Below are 21,057 nucleotides of genomic sequence, written 5' to 3'. Positions count from 1 at the left end.
TACAACCAATATCAATATATTTTCCATGAATTCCATTAAAATTTCAATTCCTTCCCTAATAGAGAATATAAAGATTGTAGAAAGCTTTATAGATAACGCAAGGGAAAAATATCCGATTAATGAGGACATTTATGGGAACATCATGATTTCTGTAACTGAGTGTGTCACAAACGCTATCGTCCATGGCAATAACATGGACGGGAATAAAAAAGTAAATCTCGAACTCCACCTCGATGAAAATCAAGTTGAGTTCATCATCATGGATGAAGGAAAAGGTTTTGATTATGATCACTTGGTCGACCCCACTGCGCCTGAGAACTTAGAAAAAACCGGGGGCAGGGGAATATTCATTATGAAGCACCTTGCAGACGGAATCAAATTTGAGGACAAAGGGAGAAAGACGATCCTAACATTTTATATGTAATATGGCCATTCTTTTTTTTGAAGAAGACATCAAATTTTCCTTACCGGAGAAAAACAAAACCAAAAAGTGGCTAAGGCAGGTTAGTTATCTTAATGGAAAAAAAATCGGAGAGCTCAATTACATTTTTTGCTCTGATGAATACCTTTACCAAATCAACGTAGAATATCTTAACCACAAAACATTCACAGATATAATTACATTCGATACTTCAGAACAAGATGGCGTAATTGAAGGGGATATCTTTGTAAGTATTGACAGGGTTAAAGAAAATGCGGTCAAAGAAAACGTGAATTTCGACATAGAGCTAAAAAGGGTCATGAGTCACGGACTTTTACATCTGATGGGATATAAAGACAAAAAAGAGGAAGAAAGAGATAAAATGAGGGAAATGGAAAACTTAGCTATATCCCTATTTGATAAACATACTGTTTCACGTGAAACAATTAAAAAAATTACAGTCTAATTAACTCACATTGTTTCACGTGAAACAATTAAAAAACATTTATTATGTTTCCAGTATATGATGTAATCGTAGTAGGGGCAGGACATGCAGGTTGTGAAGCAGCTCATGCGGCAGCAAAGATGGGTTCTAAGGTTCTTCTATGTACAATGAATATGAATACCATTGCGCAAATGTCATGCAACCCTGCGATGGGCGGAGTCGCAAAGGGTCAGATTGTTAGAGAAATCGATGCGCTTGGCGGAATGTCCGGGATAATTTCTGACAAATCCATGATCCAATTCAGAATGCTGAATAGATCAAAAGGCCCAGCCATGTGGTCTCCAAGATCCCAAAATGACAGAATGAAATTTGCAGAAGAATGGAGGTTAGCTTTAGAGCAAACTCCTAATGTGGATTTTTGGCAAGAAATGATCAGTGGACTACTGATAAAAGACAACAGGGTAGAAGGTGTCATAACAGGAATCGGAATAGAAATCAGATCAAAATCCGTTGTTCTTACCAATGGGACATTTTTGAATGGAATCATTCATATTGGAGAAAAACAATTTGGAGGAGGAAGAACCGGCGAAGCAGCAGCTAAAGGAATTACAGAGCAGCTTACCAGAGTGGGTTTTGAGGCTGGTAGAATGAAAACCGGAACACCACCAAGAGTCGACGGAAGATCGTTGGATTATTCAAAAATGGAGGTCCAATATGGAGATGAAAATCCTGAAAAATTCTCCTATTCTGACGAAACCACTACATTAAAAGAACAGAGAACATGTTGGATAACCTACACAAACAAAGAAGTACACAACTCATTAGAGAAAGGATTTGACAGATCTCCGATGTTTAATGGAAGAATCCAAGGTCTAGGCCCGAGATACTGCCCTTCCATAGAAGACAAAATCAACCGATTTGCTGAAAGGGACAGGCACCAAATCTTCGTTGAACCCGAAGGTTGGAATACAGTGGAAATGTACATTAATGGATTTTCTACTTCCTTACCTGAGGATGTCCAATACGCAGCAATGAGAAAAATCCCCGGATTTGAAAACGCTAAAATGTTCAGACCGGGATATGCCATAGAATATGATTTCTTTCCGCCTACACAATTAAAATTAAGCTTAGAAACACACCTGATAGAGAACCTGTTTTTTGCCGGACAAATCAACGGCACCACAGGTTATGAAGAAGCCGCATCACAAGGATTAATGGCAGGTATTAACGCTGCAAGAAAAGTCCAAGAAAAAGATCCTTTTCTCTTGAAAAGATCAGACGCTTACATCGGCGTATTAATAGACGATTTGATCAACAAAGGCACTGAAGAACCGTACAGGATGTTCACTTCAAGAGCAGAATTTAGGTTATTGCTTAGACAAGACAACGCTGACCTTAGACTCACACAAATGGGTCATGAAATTGGATTGGCTGATGATACAAGGCTGGAAAAGATGTTGGATAAGAAATCTGATACTGCAAAATTGATCAATGATTTAAAACAGAAAAAATTGTCTCCAGACTTGGTAAACGAAGGCCTAGAAGGGTTTGACACTGCAACGATCAAAGAAAAAATAACGGTGGAAAAACTTTTGAAAAGACCACAAATTGGCTTGGCTGAAGTAATGAACCTAGACGCTGATATCAAACAATACCTCTCCAAATATAGCAAGAAGGTACTCGAACAAGCAGAGATCCAAATCAAATACGACAGCTATATTGACAAAGAACAACAGATGGTTGAAAAAATGAATAACATGGAAAATTACAGGATTCCAGTGCATTTTGATTATTTGGCCATTACTGCACTTTCTGCAGAAGGAAAGCAGAAATTAAACAAGATCAAGCCTGAAACAATGGGCCAAGCCTCACGAATAAGCGGAGTAACACCGGCAGATTTATCCATCCTCACTGTTTATTTGGGAAGATAATGTCACAAGAAAGATTAAACAAATGCCCGCTATGTAACAGCGGGCTTTTTCTTAATCACCAAGAAGTCACCGACTTCTCTGTAAGCCAAGAAAAATTCCTTTTGTGCAAATGTACTTCATGCCACCTGATCTTCACCAATCCAAGGCCTGACAGCAAAAACATAGGAAAATACTACCAATCGGAGGATTACATTTCCCATCAAAATAAGTCTACAAATATTATCAATATTCTATACAAGTGGATAAGAAACCTGACTATAAAATCAAAGGTTTCTTGGTTGAACCAATACACAGAAAAAAAAGGTTTGTTGCTTGATATTGGATGTGGTACAGGATATTTTCTTTTAGCAGCCAAACAAAACGGTTGGAAAACCTGGGGAATTGAACCCAATGATACTGCTAGAAAAATTGCCTCTGGTAAAAAATTGAAGGTTTCAGAAACTCTTGATGATTATAAAAAAAGCAAAAAGTTTGATGCTATAAGTCTATACCATGTCTTAGAACATATTCATGACTTGCGAAAATCAGGCAAAAAAATCATTAACCTTCTCAAAGATAATGGAACATTATTCATCGCTGTTCCAAACATAGAATCTTATGATGCTAAAGCATACGGTACAAATTGGGCCGCCTTTGATGTCCCAAGACATTTATACCATTTCAATCAAGAAACCATACGGGCATTTGCGGAAGAAATGGGCCTTCAAATTGTGGGCATAGAACCCCAAAAATTTGATAGCTATTATGTGTCTTTGTTGTCAGAAAATTTCCAAAATGCCAATTCAAATAAATTTATAAAAATGATAAATGCTTTTGTAACAGGCTATAAATCAAATAATTGGGCAAAGAAAAACAATAATAACTATTCAAGTTTATTGTTTATTTTGAAGAAAAAAAATGAGATACATTAATCAAATATTTGGAGTACTTATCATTATTATATTGGTATCCTGCGCAAAACAAAGTACACCCATGGGTGGACCACAAGATGAGGAACCACCAAAACTTTTATCCATTACACCATCCAATAAATCTCTTAATGTAAAACCTACCGTCATTGAACTTGAGTTTGATGAGTATATCAAGACGGAAACACCAAATAAACAAATAATCATAACTCCGCGGATCAATAAAGATGAAATGGAGGTAACTACAAATAAGAACCGTGTTATCATCAATCTAAACCAAGAATTAGAAGACAGCACAACTTATGTTTTCAACTTCCAAAAATCAATCAAAGACATTACAGAAAATAATACTCCTGAAAACCTAAGGTTGGTTTTTTCAACCGGACCTCAAATCGATAGCCTCACAGTCTCCGGCAATGTCTCTTTCATATTGCCACAAAGGGACAAAAACATTACAGACGTATTGGTTGGCTTATATACTACAGAGGACACAACCAACGTCTTGACAGCAGCCCCATACTATATTGGTCAAACAGATTCTATCGGAAATTTCCAACTTACCAACATCAAAGCCGGAGACTACAAGGCATATGCCTGGCATGACCCAAACAATTCCCTTAAAGCAGAAGAAAAACAAGAGGCATATGGATTCCTTTCAGAACCAATAAAAATTTCCGGGAACATCACAGATACTCAATTTTTCCTTTCCAAAGCCGATCTTTCAGAATTCAAGATAAACAGAACAGGAGTCTCAGGAACAAACTATGACATCGTCCTCAGTAAATTTCCGGTAGGAGTAAAGGTAGAACACGAGGACTTGAATAAGACCCTTTTTTACAGGCAAAATGAAAAAACCATCAGATTATACCACACTACCTTAAGAAATGACAGCATCCCCATAAAAATAGCCTTAACAGACTCTGTAGGATTCAAATTAGATACCATAATATATAGCAAGTTTGAGAACTCAGAAAGAAAAAATGAGAAACTTGAACCAACACTGAACGGTCGAAAAAACTTTATTTCAACTATTCAAGCCGAGATCAAATTCAACAAACCTTTGTCTGAGGTCAATTACGATTCATTATTTTTCAAATATGATAGTGCATCATTCATTTTTATCAAACCGGAAATGCTCTCATTCAAAGACAGTTCAGACAGAACTTTATTGAGCTTAAACGTAACAGTGTCAGATTCAGTAAAGAAGGAAATATTTAATTTCCAGGCAATGGATTCTACATTTAAAGACATTGAAGGGGAATACAACGAAAAGAAAATTGAGGCTTCATTCAAAAGACTGGATAAAGAAACATTAGCAGAAGAAATAAAAGTCAAAGTCAACACAGACATTCTTCCGATTATAGTCCAGATACAAGACAAAAAAGAGGAAATTATTGCTGAACAATACCTTAGTGAATCAAATATTGCCATTTTTCGAAACATAGAACCGGGTACCTATACCATAAGAGCGATCATAGACCTCAATCGAAACAAAGTATGGGATACCTCTAACATGATAGAAAATAGACAGGCTGAACCAATTTATTACTTGGAAAACAGTGCAAATGAAAACCCAAGAGATACAATAATCCGCGGAGGTTGGTCCTTGGAAGTCACAATTGAACCAAATAAACAGCCAACACCTACCAAAAAACAAGAAAAATTGCCTCAATAAATGTAGATAACAGGATTATAATCTGTGTATAAGTTCTCATAACATGAGCATAACATAGTACTTATCCATAGACAATCTACATTCAGCCATAGAAAAAGTGAAATTCAGGAATAAGTGCCTAACCATCCACAGTTATTCACAAATACGATCACATTAGGCAATCGACAATTATCTAAAACCTGTTACCCACAAGATAAATCAAAATCAAAAAATTAGATTGATATACAATAACTTGAAGAAAATCACCATGTGGATTACCGGTGGAAAACAAGGTAAAAACTAAAAATCAATTTGTTGATTACTTTTTAGGGACGAATTGTCCACAAATCCACACCTTAATAACAACAGTAGTTTTATTTAATTAAATAATATATTAAATATATAAAGCTGTAGAAAATTGATGAATGTACGTTTTTTGGATTACTGAAAGGTTTTATCTAATTTCAACAACATTCCCAACCCTTCATAACCATGCAAATCACCAGACTCTTCGACCTCATCAATTTCCAAATTGCGACATATGACAAAAAAATCGCATTGGCCCAAAAAATCAACGGCTCATGGAAAACTTATTCTAGCCGGGATTTAAAAAAAATTGTAGATAACCTTAGTCTCGCATTTTTAGAAACAGGAATCGGTAAAGGCGACAAAGTAGCCATCATATCTGACAACAGGCCTGAGTGGAATTTCATCGATTTGGCATTACAGCAAATAGGTGCTATTTCTGTTCCCATGTATCCGACCATATCTGCTGATGATTACAATTACATTTTTCACCATGCAGAGGTCAAGAAGGTTTTTGTAGGCAGTCAGGAAATCTTTGAAAAAGCAGTCGAAGGATCCAAAGATATGGATGTCCAAATTGTGTCTTTTGATAAGATTAAGGGCTGCGAAAATTGGGAAGATTTCATGGCAAGGGGCGAAGGTGGTAATCTGGCGGATCTCGAGGCCATGAAGGAAGCAGTGAAGTATAGCGACCTATTTACAATTATTTATACCTCAGGAACAACCGGAAGGCCAAAAGGAGTCATGCTGACACATTCCAATGTCATCAGTAACCTTTATGCCATTGAAGATCGGATGATTATCCCTAGAGGTGAGGCCAAAGCACTAAGCTTTCTCCCACTTTGTCACATCTACGAACGTACAGGCTCATTTTGTTTTATATTTATGGGAGTATCCATCTACTATGCAGAAAGCATGGAAGCAATCGGAGAAAACCTCAAAGAAGTACAGCCTCATATTTTCAACACTGTTCCAAGGCTTTTAGAAAAAGTCTATGACAAAATCGTTTCCAAAGGTTATGAACTAACAGGTGTAAAAAAATCTCTTTTCTTTTGGGCATTGAATCTTGGGCTAAAATATGAACCTAATAAAGACCAAGGTTCATGGTATAATTTCCAATTAAAACTTGCGAACAAGATCATATTCAGTAAATGGCGTGAAGCTTTGGGAGGCAATGTCATGCAGATCAATTCAGGTGCATCAGCTTTGCAGCCAAGATTGGCAAGGGTGTTTTGGAGTGCGGGTATTCCTGTCAACGAAGGATATGGACTTACCGAAACTTCCCCGGTCGTTTCTGCTTCGATTTGTAACCTTCAGGACATCCGCATTGGCATGGTAGGGAAAATAGTCCGGGACGTTGAAGTCAAAATTGCTGCTGATGGAGAAATTATGGTCAAAGGTCCTAATGTCATGCAGGGATATTATAAGCAGCCGGAGTTGACAGCCGAAGTATTGGAACCGGACGGATGGTTTCATACAGGTGATATAGGAGAACTTCATGAAGGTCATTATCTCAAAATTACTGACCGTAAAAAAGAGATGTTCAAGACTTCAGGTGGCAAATATATCGCTCCGCAACCAATGGAAAACAAGTTCAAGGAATCTTCATTGATCGAGCAGGTTTTGGTAGTAGGAGAAAACAAAAATTACCCGGCAGCTTTGATTGTACCAAGTATCATGGGATTACAGGATTGGTGCAGACATAAAGACATTCCTTATACCACAGATGCCGAAATGCTTCAAAAGCCTGAGATACTTGATAAGTTCCAAAAGGAAATTGATAATCTCAACAAGTACTTTGGCAAATGGGAGCAGGTCAAAAGATTCAAGATTCTGACCCAACATTGGACAGTGGAATCAGGTGAATTGACTCCGACGATGAAACTGAAAAGGAAAATTATCCACCAAAAATTTGCCAAAGAAATCGAATCCTTATACGCTTAACAATAAATTCAAATAAGAATCTTATTTTGGGATAATCTCAATTTTAACGCACAAACCATTATTAAAAACTATATTCTGTAAATATTCAGAATATAGTTTTTTTTATTTACCCAAACCCTAAACTTAATTTCTTATGCATGCATAACTTTTTTTCAATTTAGTATGCATGCATACAATATTTTTATTACATTAGGCGTACTAAAATACACCTATGAAGCGCGAAGAGACAGTTGACTATCATATCAAGAGTGCCTGGCATGCGATTTCCAGGATGTACAATCAAAAAGCAGCTCAGGAAGATTTTACCACAGCCATCGGATTTGTATTGATCAATATCAACTCAAAGGAAGGAACACCTGCTACCAAAATCGCCCCGCTAATGGGGTTGGAGGCCCGTAGCCTTACCCGCATGCTGAAGAGTATGGAAGAGAAAGGGCTGATTTACAAAAAACCTGATCCCATTGACAAGAGATCGGTGAGGATTTTTCTGACCCCGGAAGGAAAGCGGAAAAAGGAAATCTCCGTACAGACAATCATGGAATTCAATGAGCAGGTAAGAGAAGTGGTCAGTAGCGAAGAATTGGAGATTTTTTTTACCGTTTTCCAAAAGATCAACCATGTGATAGATAATTTACAAACAGAAACTATAAACCCCAATGAGTACAACAGTCAGTTGTATGAAATTTAAAACCAACACATTTTATGAAAAGAACCATTAAGAAAGTAGCCATTTTAGGTTCAGGAGTGATGGGGTCAAGGATTGCCTGCCATTTTGCCAATATCGGCGTGCAGGTTTTGCTTCTTGATATTGTCCCCAATGAACCCAATGATGATGAAAAGAAAAAGGGCCTGACCGTCACCGACAAAATAGTCAGGAACCGGATTGTGAATTCCGCGCTTGACAACACGATGAAGGCAAAGCCGGCATCTTTGTATGATGCTACCTCGATCGCGAGGATTACCACAGGAAATTTTGATGATGATTTGCCAAAAATCAAAGATTACGATTGGGTAATGGAAGTGGTCGTCGAAAGGTTGGACATCAAGCAATCACTTTTTGAGAAAGTAGAGAAATACAGGAAACCTGGAACTTTGATCACTTCCAATACCTCAGGCATACCTATGCACATGATGAGCGAAGGTAGGTCAGAGGACTTTCAGGTCAACTTTGCGGGAACCCACTTTTTCAATCCGCCAAGATACCTCAGGTTGTTGGAAATCATCCCTGGACCAAAAACAAATCCAGAAGTCATCGACTTCCTCATGGATTTTGGGGATAGGTTTTTAGGCAAAGAAACTGTTTTATGTAAAGACACTCCCGCATTCATCGCCAACAGGATCGGGGTTTATGCCATCATTTCAGGGATGCATGCCATTGAGAAAATGGGTCTGAGCGTATCTGAGGTAGACAAACTTACAGGACCAATTATTGGTCGGGCAAAGTCGGCTACTTTCAGAACGATGGATGTGGTCGGTTTGGATACCACTGTCAATGTCTCCAATAACCTTTACAAGACATTGACCCACGATGAATCAAGAGACAAATTTCTTCTCCCAAATATTGTCAAAGTACTTTATGACAACAAATGGTTGGGGGACAAAACCGGTCAGGGATATTTCAAAATGATCCGCCACAAGGACGGGACTAAAGAACTGAAAGAACTTGATTTGAAGACTTTTGAATACAAAGACACAGAAAAACCAAAATTCAAAGCCTTGGAGGCTTCCAAAGAAATCGATGACCTGAGGAAGAGAATCAAATTCTTGGTAAACTTCGATGACCGGGCGGGTGAATTTTATAGGGCATCTTTTTATGATCTCTTCAAATATTGCTCCCACAGGATCCCTGAAATCTCCGATGAATTATACAGAATCGACCAAGCTGTTTCGGCAGGTTTTGGTTGGGAATTGGGTCCTTTCGAGACATGGGACATCCTTGGCGTCAAAGGTACGGTAGAGAAGATGGAAGCTGCAGGAGAAAAAGCCGCTGCTTGGGTTCATGAAATGCTTGCTGCAGGACATGCATCTTTCTATAAAGTGGAAGGTGGACAGCGTAGATATTATGATATTCCTTCCAAAAGCTACTTGCCAATTCCGGGAGTGGAAGATTTTATCATCCTTGACACACTCAAGGCAGCCAACAAAAAACTTTGGGGCAATGCCGGTACGACTGTCTACGATTTGGGTGATGATGTCATCGGTTTGGAATTCCATACCAAAATGAACTCTATCGGTCAAGAAGTGATCGAAGGTATCAATACCGCGATCAATATGGCCGAAAAATCCTATAAAGGTCTTGTCATCGGCAATGAAGGAGGAAACTTCTCCGCCGGAGCCAACCTTGCCATGTTGTTCATGTTTGCCGGAGATCAGGAGTTTGACGAAATCAACTTGATGATTGCCGGATTTCAAAACACCATGATGCGTGCGCGGTATTCTTCCGTTCCGGTAGTGGTAGCACCGCATAATATGGCCCTTGGAGGAGGTTGTGAACTTTCTCTTCATGCAGATGCCGTTCAAGCCCATGCAGAATTGTATATGGGTTTGGTAGAATTTGGGGTGGGATTGATTCCTGCAGGCGGAGGTACCAAAGAGATGACTTTGCGTTTTTCCAATGAATCCAAAGCAGGTGATGTTGAGCTCAACAGGCTTCAGGAATATTTCATGAATATCGCTACTGCCAAAGTATCCACTTCGGCTGCTGAGGCAAGAGGATTGGGATACCTGCAAATCAAAGATGCGATCACCATCAACCGTAAGCGTCAGCTCGCCGATGCCAAGGCTAAAGTTTTGGCTTTGTATGAAGCCGGATACATCCAACCTGTGCAGCAGACCAATATCAAGGTCTTGGGAAAAACCTCCCTGGCACTTTTCGAAGCGGGTATCACCGGTATGGTCTATGGCAATTACATTTCCCAACATGATGCCAAAATAGCAAGGAAATTGGGTTGGGTCATGTCAGGAGGCGATCTGTCATCCGCGACCGAAGTCAGCGAACAGTACTTACTCGATCTTGAACGCGAAGCTTTCTTGAGCTTGACAGGGGAGAAAAAAACCCTCGAAAGGATACACAGCATCTTGTTTAAAGGTAAACCGCTGAGAAATTGAAAAATAGATGTGAGATATAAGACGTGAGATATGAGACTGTCTCACATCTTATATCTCAAATCTATAAATCCAAAAAGGAAAAAAAGTTTGGATTTCAACAAATAACCTAAAATTAAGAAGACAATATGGAAGCATATATAGTAAACGGATATAGATCGGCGGTAGGAAAAGCCAAAAAAGGCGGCTTCAGATTCTACCGGCCTGACGATTTGGCCTCAGATGTGATCAAGCACCTTGTGGCCAACACGCCCGGATTGGAAAACAAAATGGTCGATGACCTGATTGTGGGCAATGCCATCCCGGAAGCCGAACAGGGCATGCAGATGGGAAGGATGATTTCCCTTTTGGCACTCGGTATCGACAACCCGGGTTTTATCATCAATAGATACTGCGGTTCGGGATTGGAGGCAATCGCGCTAGCTGTAGGCAAAATCAAAGCTGGAATGGCTGATTGCATCATCGCCGGAGGGACAGAATCCATGTCCATGCTCCCGATGATGGGATATAAGACTGTCCTCAACTGGAAAATCGCCTCCCAGACTCCGGAATATTACCTGAGCATGGGTTTGACCGCTGAAGAACTCGCCAAGGACTATGAAATCACTCGTGAGCAAGCAGATGAATTTTCTGCAAATTCCCATACCAAAGCTTTGGCAGCCATCGCCGCCGGCAAATTCAAAGAGCAGATCGTTCCCATCGAAGTAGAAGAAACTTATTTGGACGAAAAAGGGAAAAGGAAAATCAGAAAAACCATCGTTGACACAGACGAGGGGCCAAGGGCAGGCACGACTTCTGAAGTCCTTGCGAACCTCAAGCCGGCCTTCAAAATGAACGGACAAGTAACAGCGGGAAATTCCTCCCAAACCTCTGACGGGGCCGCATTCGTGGTCGTCATGTCAGAGCGGATGGTCAAAGAACTCAACCTTGAGCCGATCGCCAGGATGATGTCTTATTCCGTAGCTGGCGTAGATCCTAGAATCATGGGCATCGGTCCAAAAGAAGCCGTACCCAAAGCGCTCAAACAAGCCGGATTGACATTGGATAAAATTGACCTGATCGAATTGAATGAGGCTTTTGCTGCACAGGGTTTGGCAGTGATCAAATCCCTCGATATGGACATCAGCAAAGTCAATGTCAATGGAGGTGCCGTCGCACTCGGTCACCCACTCGGCTGTACCGGAGCCAAGCTTTCCGTACAACTTTTCCACGAACTCCGCAGGCAAAACAAAAAGTACGGACTTGTCACTGCCTGCGTTGGCGGTGGTCAGGGAGTTGCAGGAGTTTTCGAACTTCTAAAATAGACATGAGATTTGAGATGTGAAATCCATTTCTCACATCTTAATTCTTGATACTTCAAAAAAAAGTTATAAAAGAAAATATATGAATACCACTATCAAGACCTCTCTCAACGGCGGCGAATTCCTTGTCAAGGAAACCAAAGCAAAGGACATCTTCATCTTTGAAGAATTTACTGAAGAACAAAAAATGATGGCTCAGGCCTGTCAGGATTTTATCGATACCGAAATCCATCCACGCAGTGAGGAAATCGACAGCATGAAACATCCTGAACTCGTTCCCTCCATATTCAAAAAAGCCGGAGACCTCGGTCTCTTGGGAATCGCCGTTCCTGAGGAATTCGGCGGCATGGGCATGAGTTTCAACTCTTCTATGCTTATCGCTGACATCATCGGGGGAGCTGGATCTTTTTCCACCACTTACGGCGCACATACTGGCATCGGTACACTTCCGATTTTGTATTATGGTACTGAGGACCAAAAATCCAAATACCTACCCAAGTTGGCCACCGGTGAATGGGCAGCCTGTTATTGTCTCACCGAGCCGGATGCAGGATCGGATGCCAACAGCGGCAAGACCAAAGCTACTTTGACCGAAGATGGCAAGCACTACCTCCTAACCGGACAAAAAATGTGGATCTCCAATGCGGGATTTGCAGACCTATTCATCGTCTTTGCCAAAATCGAAAACGACAAGAACCTAACCGCATTTATTGTGGAAAAAGGATTTGGCGGGATTACCATGAACGAAGAAGAGAAGAAGATGGGTATCAAAGGTTCTTCCACCCGTCAGGTATTCTTCAACGACTGCAAAGTTCCTGTGGAAAACATGCTTTCCGACAGACAAAACGGTTTCAAAATCGCAGTGAACATCCTCAATATAGGAAGGATCAAACTCGGTGCAGGCGTTTTGGGTGGCTGTAGATCGGTGGCTTCGATGTCGGTGAAGTATGCTGGAGAGCGCAAGCAATTTGGAGTTTCGATCAATTCCTTTGGTGCTATCAAGCAAAAATTGGCAGAAATGGCCGTCAGGACTTATGCCTGCGAGTCACTTTGCTACCGTGCCGGTCAGGATATTGAAGACAGGATGGATGCACTTGCTGCCGAAGGCATGCCGGATGCACAGGCTAAATTGAAAGCTTTGGAGGAATTTGCCATTGAAGCGGCAATAGCGAAAGTTCACGGTTCGGAAGTACTCGACTATGTTGTCGATCAGGGTGTGCAGGTCTATGGTGGCATGGGATATTCAGCCGATGCACCGATGGAGCGTGCTTATAGGGATGCCCGTATTTCCAGGATTTACGAAGGAACCAACGAAATCAACCGCATGCTGATGGTGGGCATGTTGCTCAAAAGGGCGATGAAAGGAGAAATCAACTTGTTCGAACCGGCAATGGCTGTTTCGGCGGAATTGACTTCTGTGCCAAGCTTCGAGACAGTGGATACTTCTGAGCTTTTTGCAGCAGAAAAAGAAACCATCAAGAAACTCAAAAAAGTATTTCTGATGGTGGGCGGAAAAGCAGCGATGGCTTTGGCAGACAAAATCGAGTCCGAGCAGGAAGTCATGATGAACCTTGCAGACCTGATGATTGAAATCTATGCTGCGGAGTCTGTCATCCTGAGAACAGAAAAACTCGTGGGCCTGAGAGGTGAAGAGGCCTGTCAGCCGCAGATTGCGATGACGCAGGTGTATCTTTTTGAGGCGGTGGAAAAAATCCAGACAGCAGCCAAAGAAGCCATTGCGGCATTTACCAAAGGTGACGAGCAGAAAGTGATGTTGATGGGATTGAAGCGGTATACCAAAGCCGATCTCGTCAATACCAAGGAGTTGAGAAGACAGGTTGCGGACTATATGATTGAGAAAGGGAAGTATCCTTTTTCTTAAAAATTTAGAGGCCCACAAAGGCACTAAGACACCGAGATAAAATCTCACGCAAAGACGCAATGACGCAAAAAAAGCCTCCGGAAACGGGGGCTTTTTTGTTTGAAACTTTGCAAAAGGTTTCTATTTCAATTCTCCAAAACCTTAATCCTTATACAAAACCAATACATCAATTTCCAGAGATTCTTTTTTGATTGCCAAGCCTAAACTTTTCAAGGCATCGATAAGGCTTTGTGGATTTTCCGGTTCAAAATTCAGGTCAAAGAAATAGGTGCCATTGAGATTGGTTACGTTCACTACAGGTAAGCCCAAAACATTAAAACCCTCAAGATATTCGGCCAAATCATTCAAGTAGGCTCCCTCACTTTGAAATGTACCGCTTCGCCCGCTGTAGGAGTTGTATTCTTTCGATTCTATCAGGTTTGCCTGACCTTTTGAATACAAAACGATTACCTCGGTGGTCCGTTTTTCAAGTTTCCCTTTTATCTCAAACCATTCAGTAAGCCCTTTTGCAAAATACTCATGAAGGTAAGGTTCACTTCCTTTCGACACAATCACGTCCACGCTGTATAGGTTTCCAGGTTTATAGGCTACCAATTCTTTATCAATTAAATACTCTAACCTCATGGAGCTTTTTTGAAATGCCATCCTATAAAGTCCTTCTATCGAGAAATTATGGGCGGTTATTCTTCTTTTAGCAAATGTTCCTTGATTTGGAACTTTGGAAAAAGTGGGAACACCTTCGAATTCCTTTTGGATCACAAAATATTGATCCATATCCTCGGCCACTTCAAAAAAATCATGGCTGGGATCAAAACCTACCTGCTCCTGTTTTAATGGCATAATAGGTTTTTCTCCATCCAATAAGTCCCGGATTGTTTTTTCGGTGATTTGATCCGGTGAGGTAATGGCTATCACTTCGCCGTACTTATCAATCAAAACTGTGTGCGGGATAATCCTGTGTGGGAAATATTTCTGCAGATTCTTCTCTTTATCTGATACAAAAGAAAAACCGAAGGGCCGGTTCACCATAAATTTTTTAATTCTTTCCGGACTTTCATCACTGACGGCAAGCACGAGAAGTTCAGAAGGAAAAGTCTTTTGGAGACTTTCCAAATGCGGCATTCCTGCTATACAAGGTCCGCACCATGTTGCCCAAAAGTCGATTAAAATGATTTTTCCGGTTTGATTTTCAAATTTCTTAACCTCATCCGTTTTAAGATCAATTACTTCGAAGGAAGGGATCTTATCTCCCAAACCTATCTTTTGGGACATGGAAAAGTGACTAAAAAGTGTAAAAGCAAGGGTCAGGCAAACAAATTTCACTCTCGGGTAAGGGTTCATAAATGGGTCTTTGGAAAACATTAACGGGTAGGTATTTAAAAAAGATATGAGCCTCTCTTGACTTATAATTTGGAAACAGGATTGAAACCAAAATTTAGTGATTTTAAGAGTTTTTCACCTAAATGGATTATTTTTCTAACATTCACAGGCCCCTGCTTGTGGCTCCAAAAGCAGTAACCCTGAGATAAAATAAAACTCTATTCCCTTACAATTTTTCATCTCTCCGAAACCTTAATTCTGATAAAGCCCAATTCATCATTCACATTTATGTGGATCCAGATGGCTCCGTCCTTGAAAAAATTAACGCTGGGAGGTCCAGAAAATCCTTCCACTTTGGTCTCGCCGATCATATTCAAATCCTCATTAAAAACAGTCAAAAATACCTCGGCTTTATAGGTTTCTACACCTTCAGGTCTAGGTAATGAAATACTTGAAAGCCTGTAAAACCTTTTAGTAAAAGGATCCCAATTCAACTGTCCGAATTCGATTTGTTCATTCAACTTGATTGCTCCTGCCATAAATTCTTGTATCGTGCCCACTTCAACCTTTTCATTTGGAGTTTTTTGATTGGGAGTAAGTTTACTTTCAAAGGTCTTAACAGAAATAGATTCTGATTTTGGATCATAAACGATTACCTCATTTATGGTGTTATTGGCAATAAGAATTTTTTTATCCCAAATACCCATAGTTACCAAAGGTGCTTTTAGGGATCTTGCATTTCCATTTTTCCAAAGTACTCTGAAATTCTTTAACTTTTCCAATTGGGGGATTTCAATTCTCTTCAATGTTTTGGTACCGGTATTGACCAATCCAATGGTGGTAATGTTTTGGCCAAAAGTTTCAATCATGGTATATAACTCCTTGTGCCCGTCAATGAACAAAAAATCCGGATACAAACTTTCATTACTCTTTAAACTGTCACTTTCTAATCTATCCTTCACTAAATTGAATTCAAAAGTTTTCTCGCTATTTAGATTTACAGCTACACAAGTCATGTAATTTGAAAAGGCCAATTCGGTGCTTCCTAAAGCAAATAAATAATTTGGGTAATCTCCAATTCCGTTTGGTCCTTCCATTTCCAACTGAATTTTCCTTTCAATTTCGAGTTTATCCAAATCAATCACCTCAACTTGATAAGTATTGTGATCAAAATTATAGAGGAATTTTTTGTCTTCAGATAAATCAAAAGCTGACAAATATGTCCCCGCCATCAGCACTTCCCCTTTGGAGTCAACTAGGACAGTGTCTATTTCTATAGAAAAATCAAAGGAACCAACTTTTCCATTTCCATTTTTATTCCCGCAGGACCATAATAACATTAAGGCAATTACAAAACTTAGATTTTTCATTTGAAAGGAGAATCTCTAAAAATAAACCCGAAAGCGGTAACGAACAAGAGGTTAGTTGTTTTTTGTATTATTTTTCCCAACCTTTAAAAAGAAGTATTAAATATCCGCAAGAGATGAAAAAATCTGCCTACCTCATAATTTTTATTCTTCCCCTTTTGTTTTCCTGTATCGACAAAAGCGTCCCTGACTTCAGCGAATGTACAGCTTCAGGTTCTTTGGAAAAATCGATCCTTGAAACAGAAGTATTAGGCACTTGGGAATGGCAGTTTACAGTCTGTTGTCCTGAATCAAGGGAAGGAATGAAAAAAGATTCCAATATGTATTCAGGCACCAAAATCACCTTTTACGATGATGGCACAGGCAAGAAGGAAGACAAATCCGGAATAACGGATTTTTCTTGGACGCTAAAAACAGTTGATTTCAACTATTATGGGTTTGATACTGACCCTCGGATTTTTTTGGTTTCGGGAAGATTATTTATTTGCGATGGTCAGATGTTTGCCAATGACAGCTATCGTGACGGGGCTGACAAGTACTTCAGGAAAATCAAGAGAACTGAGATTAAACCCAAATAAAATCTTTTCCAAAGTTTGAAACTTTGGAAAAGTTATTTTTCAAAATCAAACCGTCACCCCATAAAGTTCTTTCAACTTCTCCACAGTATAATCGATCTCTTCTTTGGTAGTGAATCTGCTGAAGGAAAACCTCACGGATTCTCTTTCGGGATCGTGGTTGATTGCCCGGAGGACATGTGAACCGACAGTAGCACCGCTACTGCAGGCCGAACCGCCGGAAGCAGAAATCCCATGCAAGTCAAGGTTGAAAAGCAACATACCCCTGTTTTCTTCAGAAGGAGGCAAACTCACATTCAATACCGTGTAGAGACTTTTATCAAAATCCGCTGAAAGCCCATTAAAACCGACTTCAGGAAGATGGTATTGGAGCGATTCAATAAAATGTTTTTTCAATCCTTCGATATGGGTGCGGTGTCCTGCCATGTCTTCATAGGCAAGTTCCAAGGCTTTGGCGATGCCTACGATGCCGATGACATTTTCGGTACCTCCACGCATATTCCTTTCCTGGGCACCGCCGTGGATGAAGGGATGGATTTTTTTATCCTTTCTCACATATAAAAAACCTGAACCTTTTGGTCCGTGGAATTTGTGCCCACCGGCCACGATGGCATCTACAGGAAGATTTTTGAGATCGTGGACAAAATGTCCCATGGTCTGCACGGTGTCCGAATGGAAGAAAGCCCCGTATTCTTTAGTCATACCACCAATGGCAGCCAAGTCATTGATATTTCCGATTTCATTGTTGGCATGCATCAGGGAAACCAACGAATTAGGATTTGCCTGAAGCAATTCCCTGAGTTGGTCAAGGTTGATTTCTCCTTTATTATTGACATCCAAAAGGCTGAGCTTTACCTTTCCTTTTTTGGCACAATCCTCCAAAGTATGCAAGACGGCATGGTGCTCTATCGGGGAAGTGATGGCATGCTTGATCCCATGAGTTTCTATGCCGCAGACGAGTGCAGTATTGTCAGCTTCTGTACCGCCTGAGGTAAAAAATATTTCAGCAGGAGAGGCATTGAGCAATTCCGCCACTTTCTTTCTTGCCTTTTCGATCGCAGACCGGACTTCTCTTCCATGGCTGTGTACGGAAGAAGGATTGCCGTAATGCTGTCTCATAAAAGGAAGCATGGCCTCGATCACGCGGTCGTCCATGGCAGTGGTGGCGGCATTGTCTAAATAAACTCTCATTTTCTTCTATTTGGGTCGGGGTATTTTGTTTTTATCAGCCATTGTTTGTGTCTTCACAAACAATAGTTGAAATCACTTTGAGCTCGTCACCACTTCTTTGATATCAAGAATGATTTTATTCGCCAAGTGGTCAGCAGTGGCCTGACTTTCAGACTCAGAATAGATCCTGATAATGGGTTCGGTATTGGATTTTCTCAAATGCACCCATTCCTTGTCAAACTCTATCTTGACGCCGTCAATGTCATTGATCGGCTGCTTTTTATATTTCTTTTTGACTTCTTCGAGGATCTTGTCCACGTTGATTTCTGGAGTCAGTTCAATTTTATTTTTAGAAATATGGTAGTTGGGATAGCTCGCTCTCAGTCTGGAGATTGTCTTGCCAAACTTGGCCAAATGCGTCAAAAACAAACCTATACCTACCAAAGCATCACGTCCATAATGGGATTCCGGATAGATGACACCGCCGTTGCCTTCCCCACCGATGATCGCATTTGTCTCCTTCATTTTATTGACGACGTTGACTTCGCCAACAGCCGCTGCGTGGTAGTGTCCGCCCCTTTTTTCGGTGACATCTCTCAATGCCCGTGTAGAACTCAGGTTGGAAACGGTATTGCCGGGAGTCTGCGAAAGCACGTAATCTGCCACAGCCACCAAAGTGTATTCCTCCCCAAAAGGACTCCCGTCTTCATTCATAAAGCAAAGTCTGTCGACATCAGGATCTACGACGATGCCCAGGTCATATTTGCCTTTTTTAAGTTTGTCGGCTATGTCCCTGAGATTTTCAGGAAGAGGTTCGGGATTATGGGGAAAATGTCCGTCAGGAGTACAAAACATTTCCTCGATATCCTCCACGCCGAGTGCTCTTAGCAATTTTGGCAAAGCAATGCCTCCTGTGGAATTCACACAATCAATGACTACTTTAAATTTTTTGGCAGCAATAGCTTCTTTGTCGACTAGCTTTAGACCAAGTACATGCTGTACATGTCGGTCGATGTAATCGTCGATTTGGATATATTTTCCCAGTTTTTTGACTTCCGCAAAGGAGAAGTTTTCTTTTTCCGCATTGTCCAAAATGGATTTTCCTTCCAGGTCTGAAATGAATTCCCCTTTGTCGTTGAGCAGTTTCAAGGCATTCCATTGGATAGGGTTATGGCTGGCGGTAAGGATGATTCCACCTCCGGCTTTTTCCAAAGGAACAGCCAATTCGACAGTCGGGGTAGTGCTGAGGCCAAGGTCGATCACATCAATTCCCAAACCCTGAAGCGTTGCTGCTACAAGTTTGGAAACCATTTCACCTGAGATTCTTGCATCCCTGCCGATAACCACTTTTGGATTTTTTGTTTGGTTGATCACCCAACTGCCATAGGCTGAAGTAAATTTGACAACGTCCAACGGAGTCAATCCCTCACCAGGTTTGCCTCCGATAGTACCTCTGATACCGGAAATAGATTTGATTAACGCCACATTGAAGAGTTTTAAGTGCTGATTGAAAAATCCCGAAAATTCCGGGAGGTGAAAAATCCTTATTTGAATTTGGCCAAAACTTTGTCCACTTCATTGTCTGGATTGCCACAGGAACTGTTTGCATCCACTGTTTTGCCACAATAGCCGCAAGTCCCTCCGTCTTTGTTCAGGTATGGATTTTGTGAAGCACAGGTCCCTTTAAACTCGCCGTTTTTGAGGAAAATAAGCCTTACAGACATCAAAACGAAGAACAATGCCAAGAATCCCAAAGTCAAATACAAGGTTGCCATATCAATATAATTTGCGCAAATTTACGTAATACTTTGAAAACGTCCTCACTTTCCGATTAGTTTCCCGCATATGTCTGATTTATCTTTAAGAAAAACCCAACTACAATCTTTTGATAGACTATTGACCATCATGGATGAGCTCCGTGAGCAATGTCCATGGGACAGAAAGCAGACCCTTGAGAGCCTCAGACACCTCACTATCGAAGAAACTTTTGAATTGTCAGACGCTATCCTTGAAAACAACCTAGAAGAAATCAAAAAGGAATTGGGGGACATTCTCCTTCACATTGTTTTCTATGCCAAAATCGGTGCCGAAAAAGAAGCCTTCGATATCGGAACAGTCATTGATAGCCTTTGCGAAAAGCTGATCCGCCGACATCCCCACATCTATGGAGATACCGTTGCCAAAGATGAGGAAACCGTCAAACAAAACTGGGAGAAAATCAAACTCAGTGAAAAAGGAAATACCTCTGTTCTTGGCGGTGTGCCGAAGTCTTTACCGGCTTTGATCAAGGCCATGAGGATCCAGGAAAAGGCACGCGGAGTTGGATTTGATTGGGAAGAAAAGCATCAGGTATGGGAAAAAGTGGAAGAGGAAATGCAGGAATTCAAGGAAGAATTCAACACCTTGGAGGGACAGGAAATTGATAAAATAAAGGCAACCGGGGAGTTTGGAGATTTACTTTTTTCTTTGATCAACTACGCAAGGTTTATCGATATCAATCCAGAGGAAGCATTGGAACGGACCAACCTCAAGTTTATCAAACGCTTCCAATACCTCGAAAATGCCGCGAAATCAGCCGGAAGAAAAATAGAGGACATGAGCCTGGCAGAAATGGACGTGTATTGGGAAGAAGCGAAAAAGCTTTGATTGAAATTTTCGGGCTACTCCAGATTTCGATTTTGGAAAATCGTTTTTTGCTAAAAGTAGAATGGACTTGCTTGGGAACAAG

At 40.7% G+C, this 21,057-nt stretch carries 17 protein-coding genes; 12 read left to right on the top strand and 5 right to left on the bottom strand.

Annotation, left to right across the window (positions count from 1 at the left end; genetic code table 11):
* The first annotated feature begins 25 nt into the window (after positions 1 to 25).
* The 10 genes from MMU05_RS07855 (at position 26) to MMU05_RS07810 (ending at position 13,897) form a co-directional block, all read left to right on the top strand.
* Positions 26 to 424, top strand: coding sequence for an ATP-binding protein (locus MMU05_RS07855; protein WP_241141125.1), 399 nt, complete (start codon positions 26 to 28; stop codon positions 422 to 424).
* Position 425: 1 nt separating this feature from the next.
* Positions 426 to 887, top strand: a complete 462-nt coding sequence (ybeY, locus tag MMU05_RS07850) for an rRNA maturation RNase YbeY (RefSeq protein ID WP_241141124.1) — start codon at positions 426 to 428, stop codon at positions 885 to 887.
* A 44-nt stretch (positions 888 to 931) separates the two neighbouring features.
* Positions 932 to 2,797 (top strand): tRNA uridine-5-carboxymethylaminomethyl(34) synthesis enzyme MnmG, encoded by a 1,866-nt coding sequence (mnmG, locus tag MMU05_RS07845; protein ID WP_241141123.1) that lies wholly within the window; start codon positions 932 to 934, stop codon positions 2,795 to 2,797.
* Between the two features lie 278 nt (positions 2,798 to 3,075).
* Positions 3,076 to 3,708: a class I SAM-dependent methyltransferase gene (locus MMU05_RS07840; RefSeq protein WP_241141122.1), complete on the top strand. Its 633-nt coding sequence runs from the start codon at positions 3,076 to 3,078 to the stop codon at positions 3,706 to 3,708.
* A 61-nt stretch (positions 3,709 to 3,769) separates the two neighbouring features.
* Positions 3,770 to 5,380: an Ig-like domain-containing domain gene (locus MMU05_RS07835; protein WP_241141121.1), complete on the top strand. Its 1,611-nt coding sequence runs from the start codon at positions 3,770 to 3,772 to the stop codon at positions 5,378 to 5,380.
* A gap of 471 nt (positions 5,381 to 5,851) precedes the next feature.
* Positions 5,852 to 7,609 carry an AMP-dependent synthetase/ligase gene (locus MMU05_RS07830; protein WP_241141120.1) on the top strand — a complete coding sequence of 586 codons (1,758 nt, stop codon included), beginning with the start codon at positions 5,852 to 5,854 and terminating at the stop codon, positions 7,607 to 7,609.
* Between the two features lie 211 nt (positions 7,610 to 7,820).
* A complete protein-coding gene (locus MMU05_RS07825; RefSeq protein ID WP_241141119.1) occupies positions 7,821 to 8,297 on the top strand; it encodes a MarR family winged helix-turn-helix transcriptional regulator in 477 nt (158 codons plus the stop codon).
* A gap of 14 nt (positions 8,298 to 8,311) precedes the next feature.
* Positions 8,312 to 10,717, top strand: a complete 2,406-nt coding sequence (locus tag MMU05_RS07820; RefSeq protein ID WP_241141118.1) for a 3-hydroxyacyl-CoA dehydrogenase/enoyl-CoA hydratase family protein — start codon at positions 8,312 to 8,314, stop codon at positions 10,715 to 10,717.
* Between the two features lie 125 nt (positions 10,718 to 10,842).
* Positions 10,843 to 12,018 carry an acetyl-CoA C-acyltransferase gene (locus MMU05_RS07815; protein WP_241141117.1) on the top strand — a complete coding sequence of 392 codons (1,176 nt, stop codon included), beginning with the start codon at positions 10,843 to 10,845 and terminating at the stop codon, positions 12,016 to 12,018.
* Positions 12,019 to 12,097: 79 nt separating this feature from the next.
* Entirely contained in the window at positions 12,098 to 13,897 is a 1,800-nt protein-coding gene (locus MMU05_RS07810) for an acyl-CoA dehydrogenase family protein (protein ID WP_241141116.1), read from the top strand.
* Positions 13,898 to 14,038: 141 nt separating this feature from the next.
* On the opposite strand, the gene MMU05_RS07805 is transcribed toward MMU05_RS07810, so the two are convergent.
* Positions 14,039 to 15,169, bottom strand: coding sequence for a redoxin domain-containing protein (locus MMU05_RS07805; RefSeq protein WP_241141115.1), 1,131 nt, complete (start codon positions 15,167 to 15,169; stop codon positions 14,039 to 14,041).
* Positions 15,170 to 15,453: 284 nt separating this feature from the next.
* On the bottom strand, positions 15,454 to 16,587 hold the full coding sequence (locus tag MMU05_RS07800) for a DUF4221 family protein (protein ID WP_241141114.1): 1,134 nt from the start codon (positions 16,585 to 16,587) through the stop codon (positions 15,454 to 15,456).
* A gap of 113 nt (positions 16,588 to 16,700) precedes the next feature.
* Between MMU05_RS07800 and MMU05_RS07795 the strand changes: the two genes are divergently transcribed.
* Positions 16,701 to 17,162, top strand: a complete 462-nt coding sequence (locus tag MMU05_RS07795; RefSeq protein WP_241141113.1) for a hypothetical protein — start codon at positions 16,701 to 16,703, stop codon at positions 17,160 to 17,162.
* 45 nt (positions 17,163 to 17,207) lie between these two features.
* Here MMU05_RS07795 and MMU05_RS07790 read toward each other — a convergent pair whose 3' ends face one another.
* The 3 genes from MMU05_RS07790 to MMU05_RS07780 form a co-directional block, all read right to left on the bottom strand.
* The gene (locus tag MMU05_RS07790) at positions 17,208 to 18,350 is read right to left on the bottom strand and encodes a cysteine desulfurase family protein (protein ID WP_241141112.1); all 1,143 of its coding nucleotides are present in this window, start codon (positions 18,348 to 18,350) and stop codon (positions 17,208 to 17,210) included.
* 72 nt (positions 18,351 to 18,422) lie between these two features.
* Entirely contained in the window at positions 18,423 to 19,814 is a 1,392-nt protein-coding gene (gene glmM, locus MMU05_RS07785; protein WP_241141111.1) for a phosphoglucosamine mutase, read from the bottom strand.
* Between the two features lie 59 nt (positions 19,815 to 19,873).
* A complete protein-coding gene (locus MMU05_RS07780) occupies positions 19,874 to 20,104 on the bottom strand; it encodes a hypothetical protein (RefSeq protein ID WP_241141110.1) in 231 nt (76 codons plus the stop codon).
* Between the two features lie 70 nt (positions 20,105 to 20,174).
* Here MMU05_RS07780 and mazG point away from each other — a divergent pair, with 70 nt between their 5' ends.
* Positions 20,175 to 20,975: a nucleoside triphosphate pyrophosphohydrolase gene (gene mazG / locus MMU05_RS07775; protein ID WP_241141109.1), complete on the top strand. Its 801-nt coding sequence runs from the start codon at positions 20,175 to 20,177 to the stop codon at positions 20,973 to 20,975.
* The last annotated feature ends 82 nt before the right edge of the window (positions 20,976 to 21,057 follow it).

This window comes from Cognataquiflexum rubidum (assembly GCF_022538115.1).
Lineage (GTDB): Bacteria > Bacteroidota > Bacteroidia > Cytophagales > Cyclobacteriaceae > Cognataquiflexum > Cognataquiflexum rubidum.
This window is presented reverse-complemented; position numbering and strand designations above follow the sequence as displayed.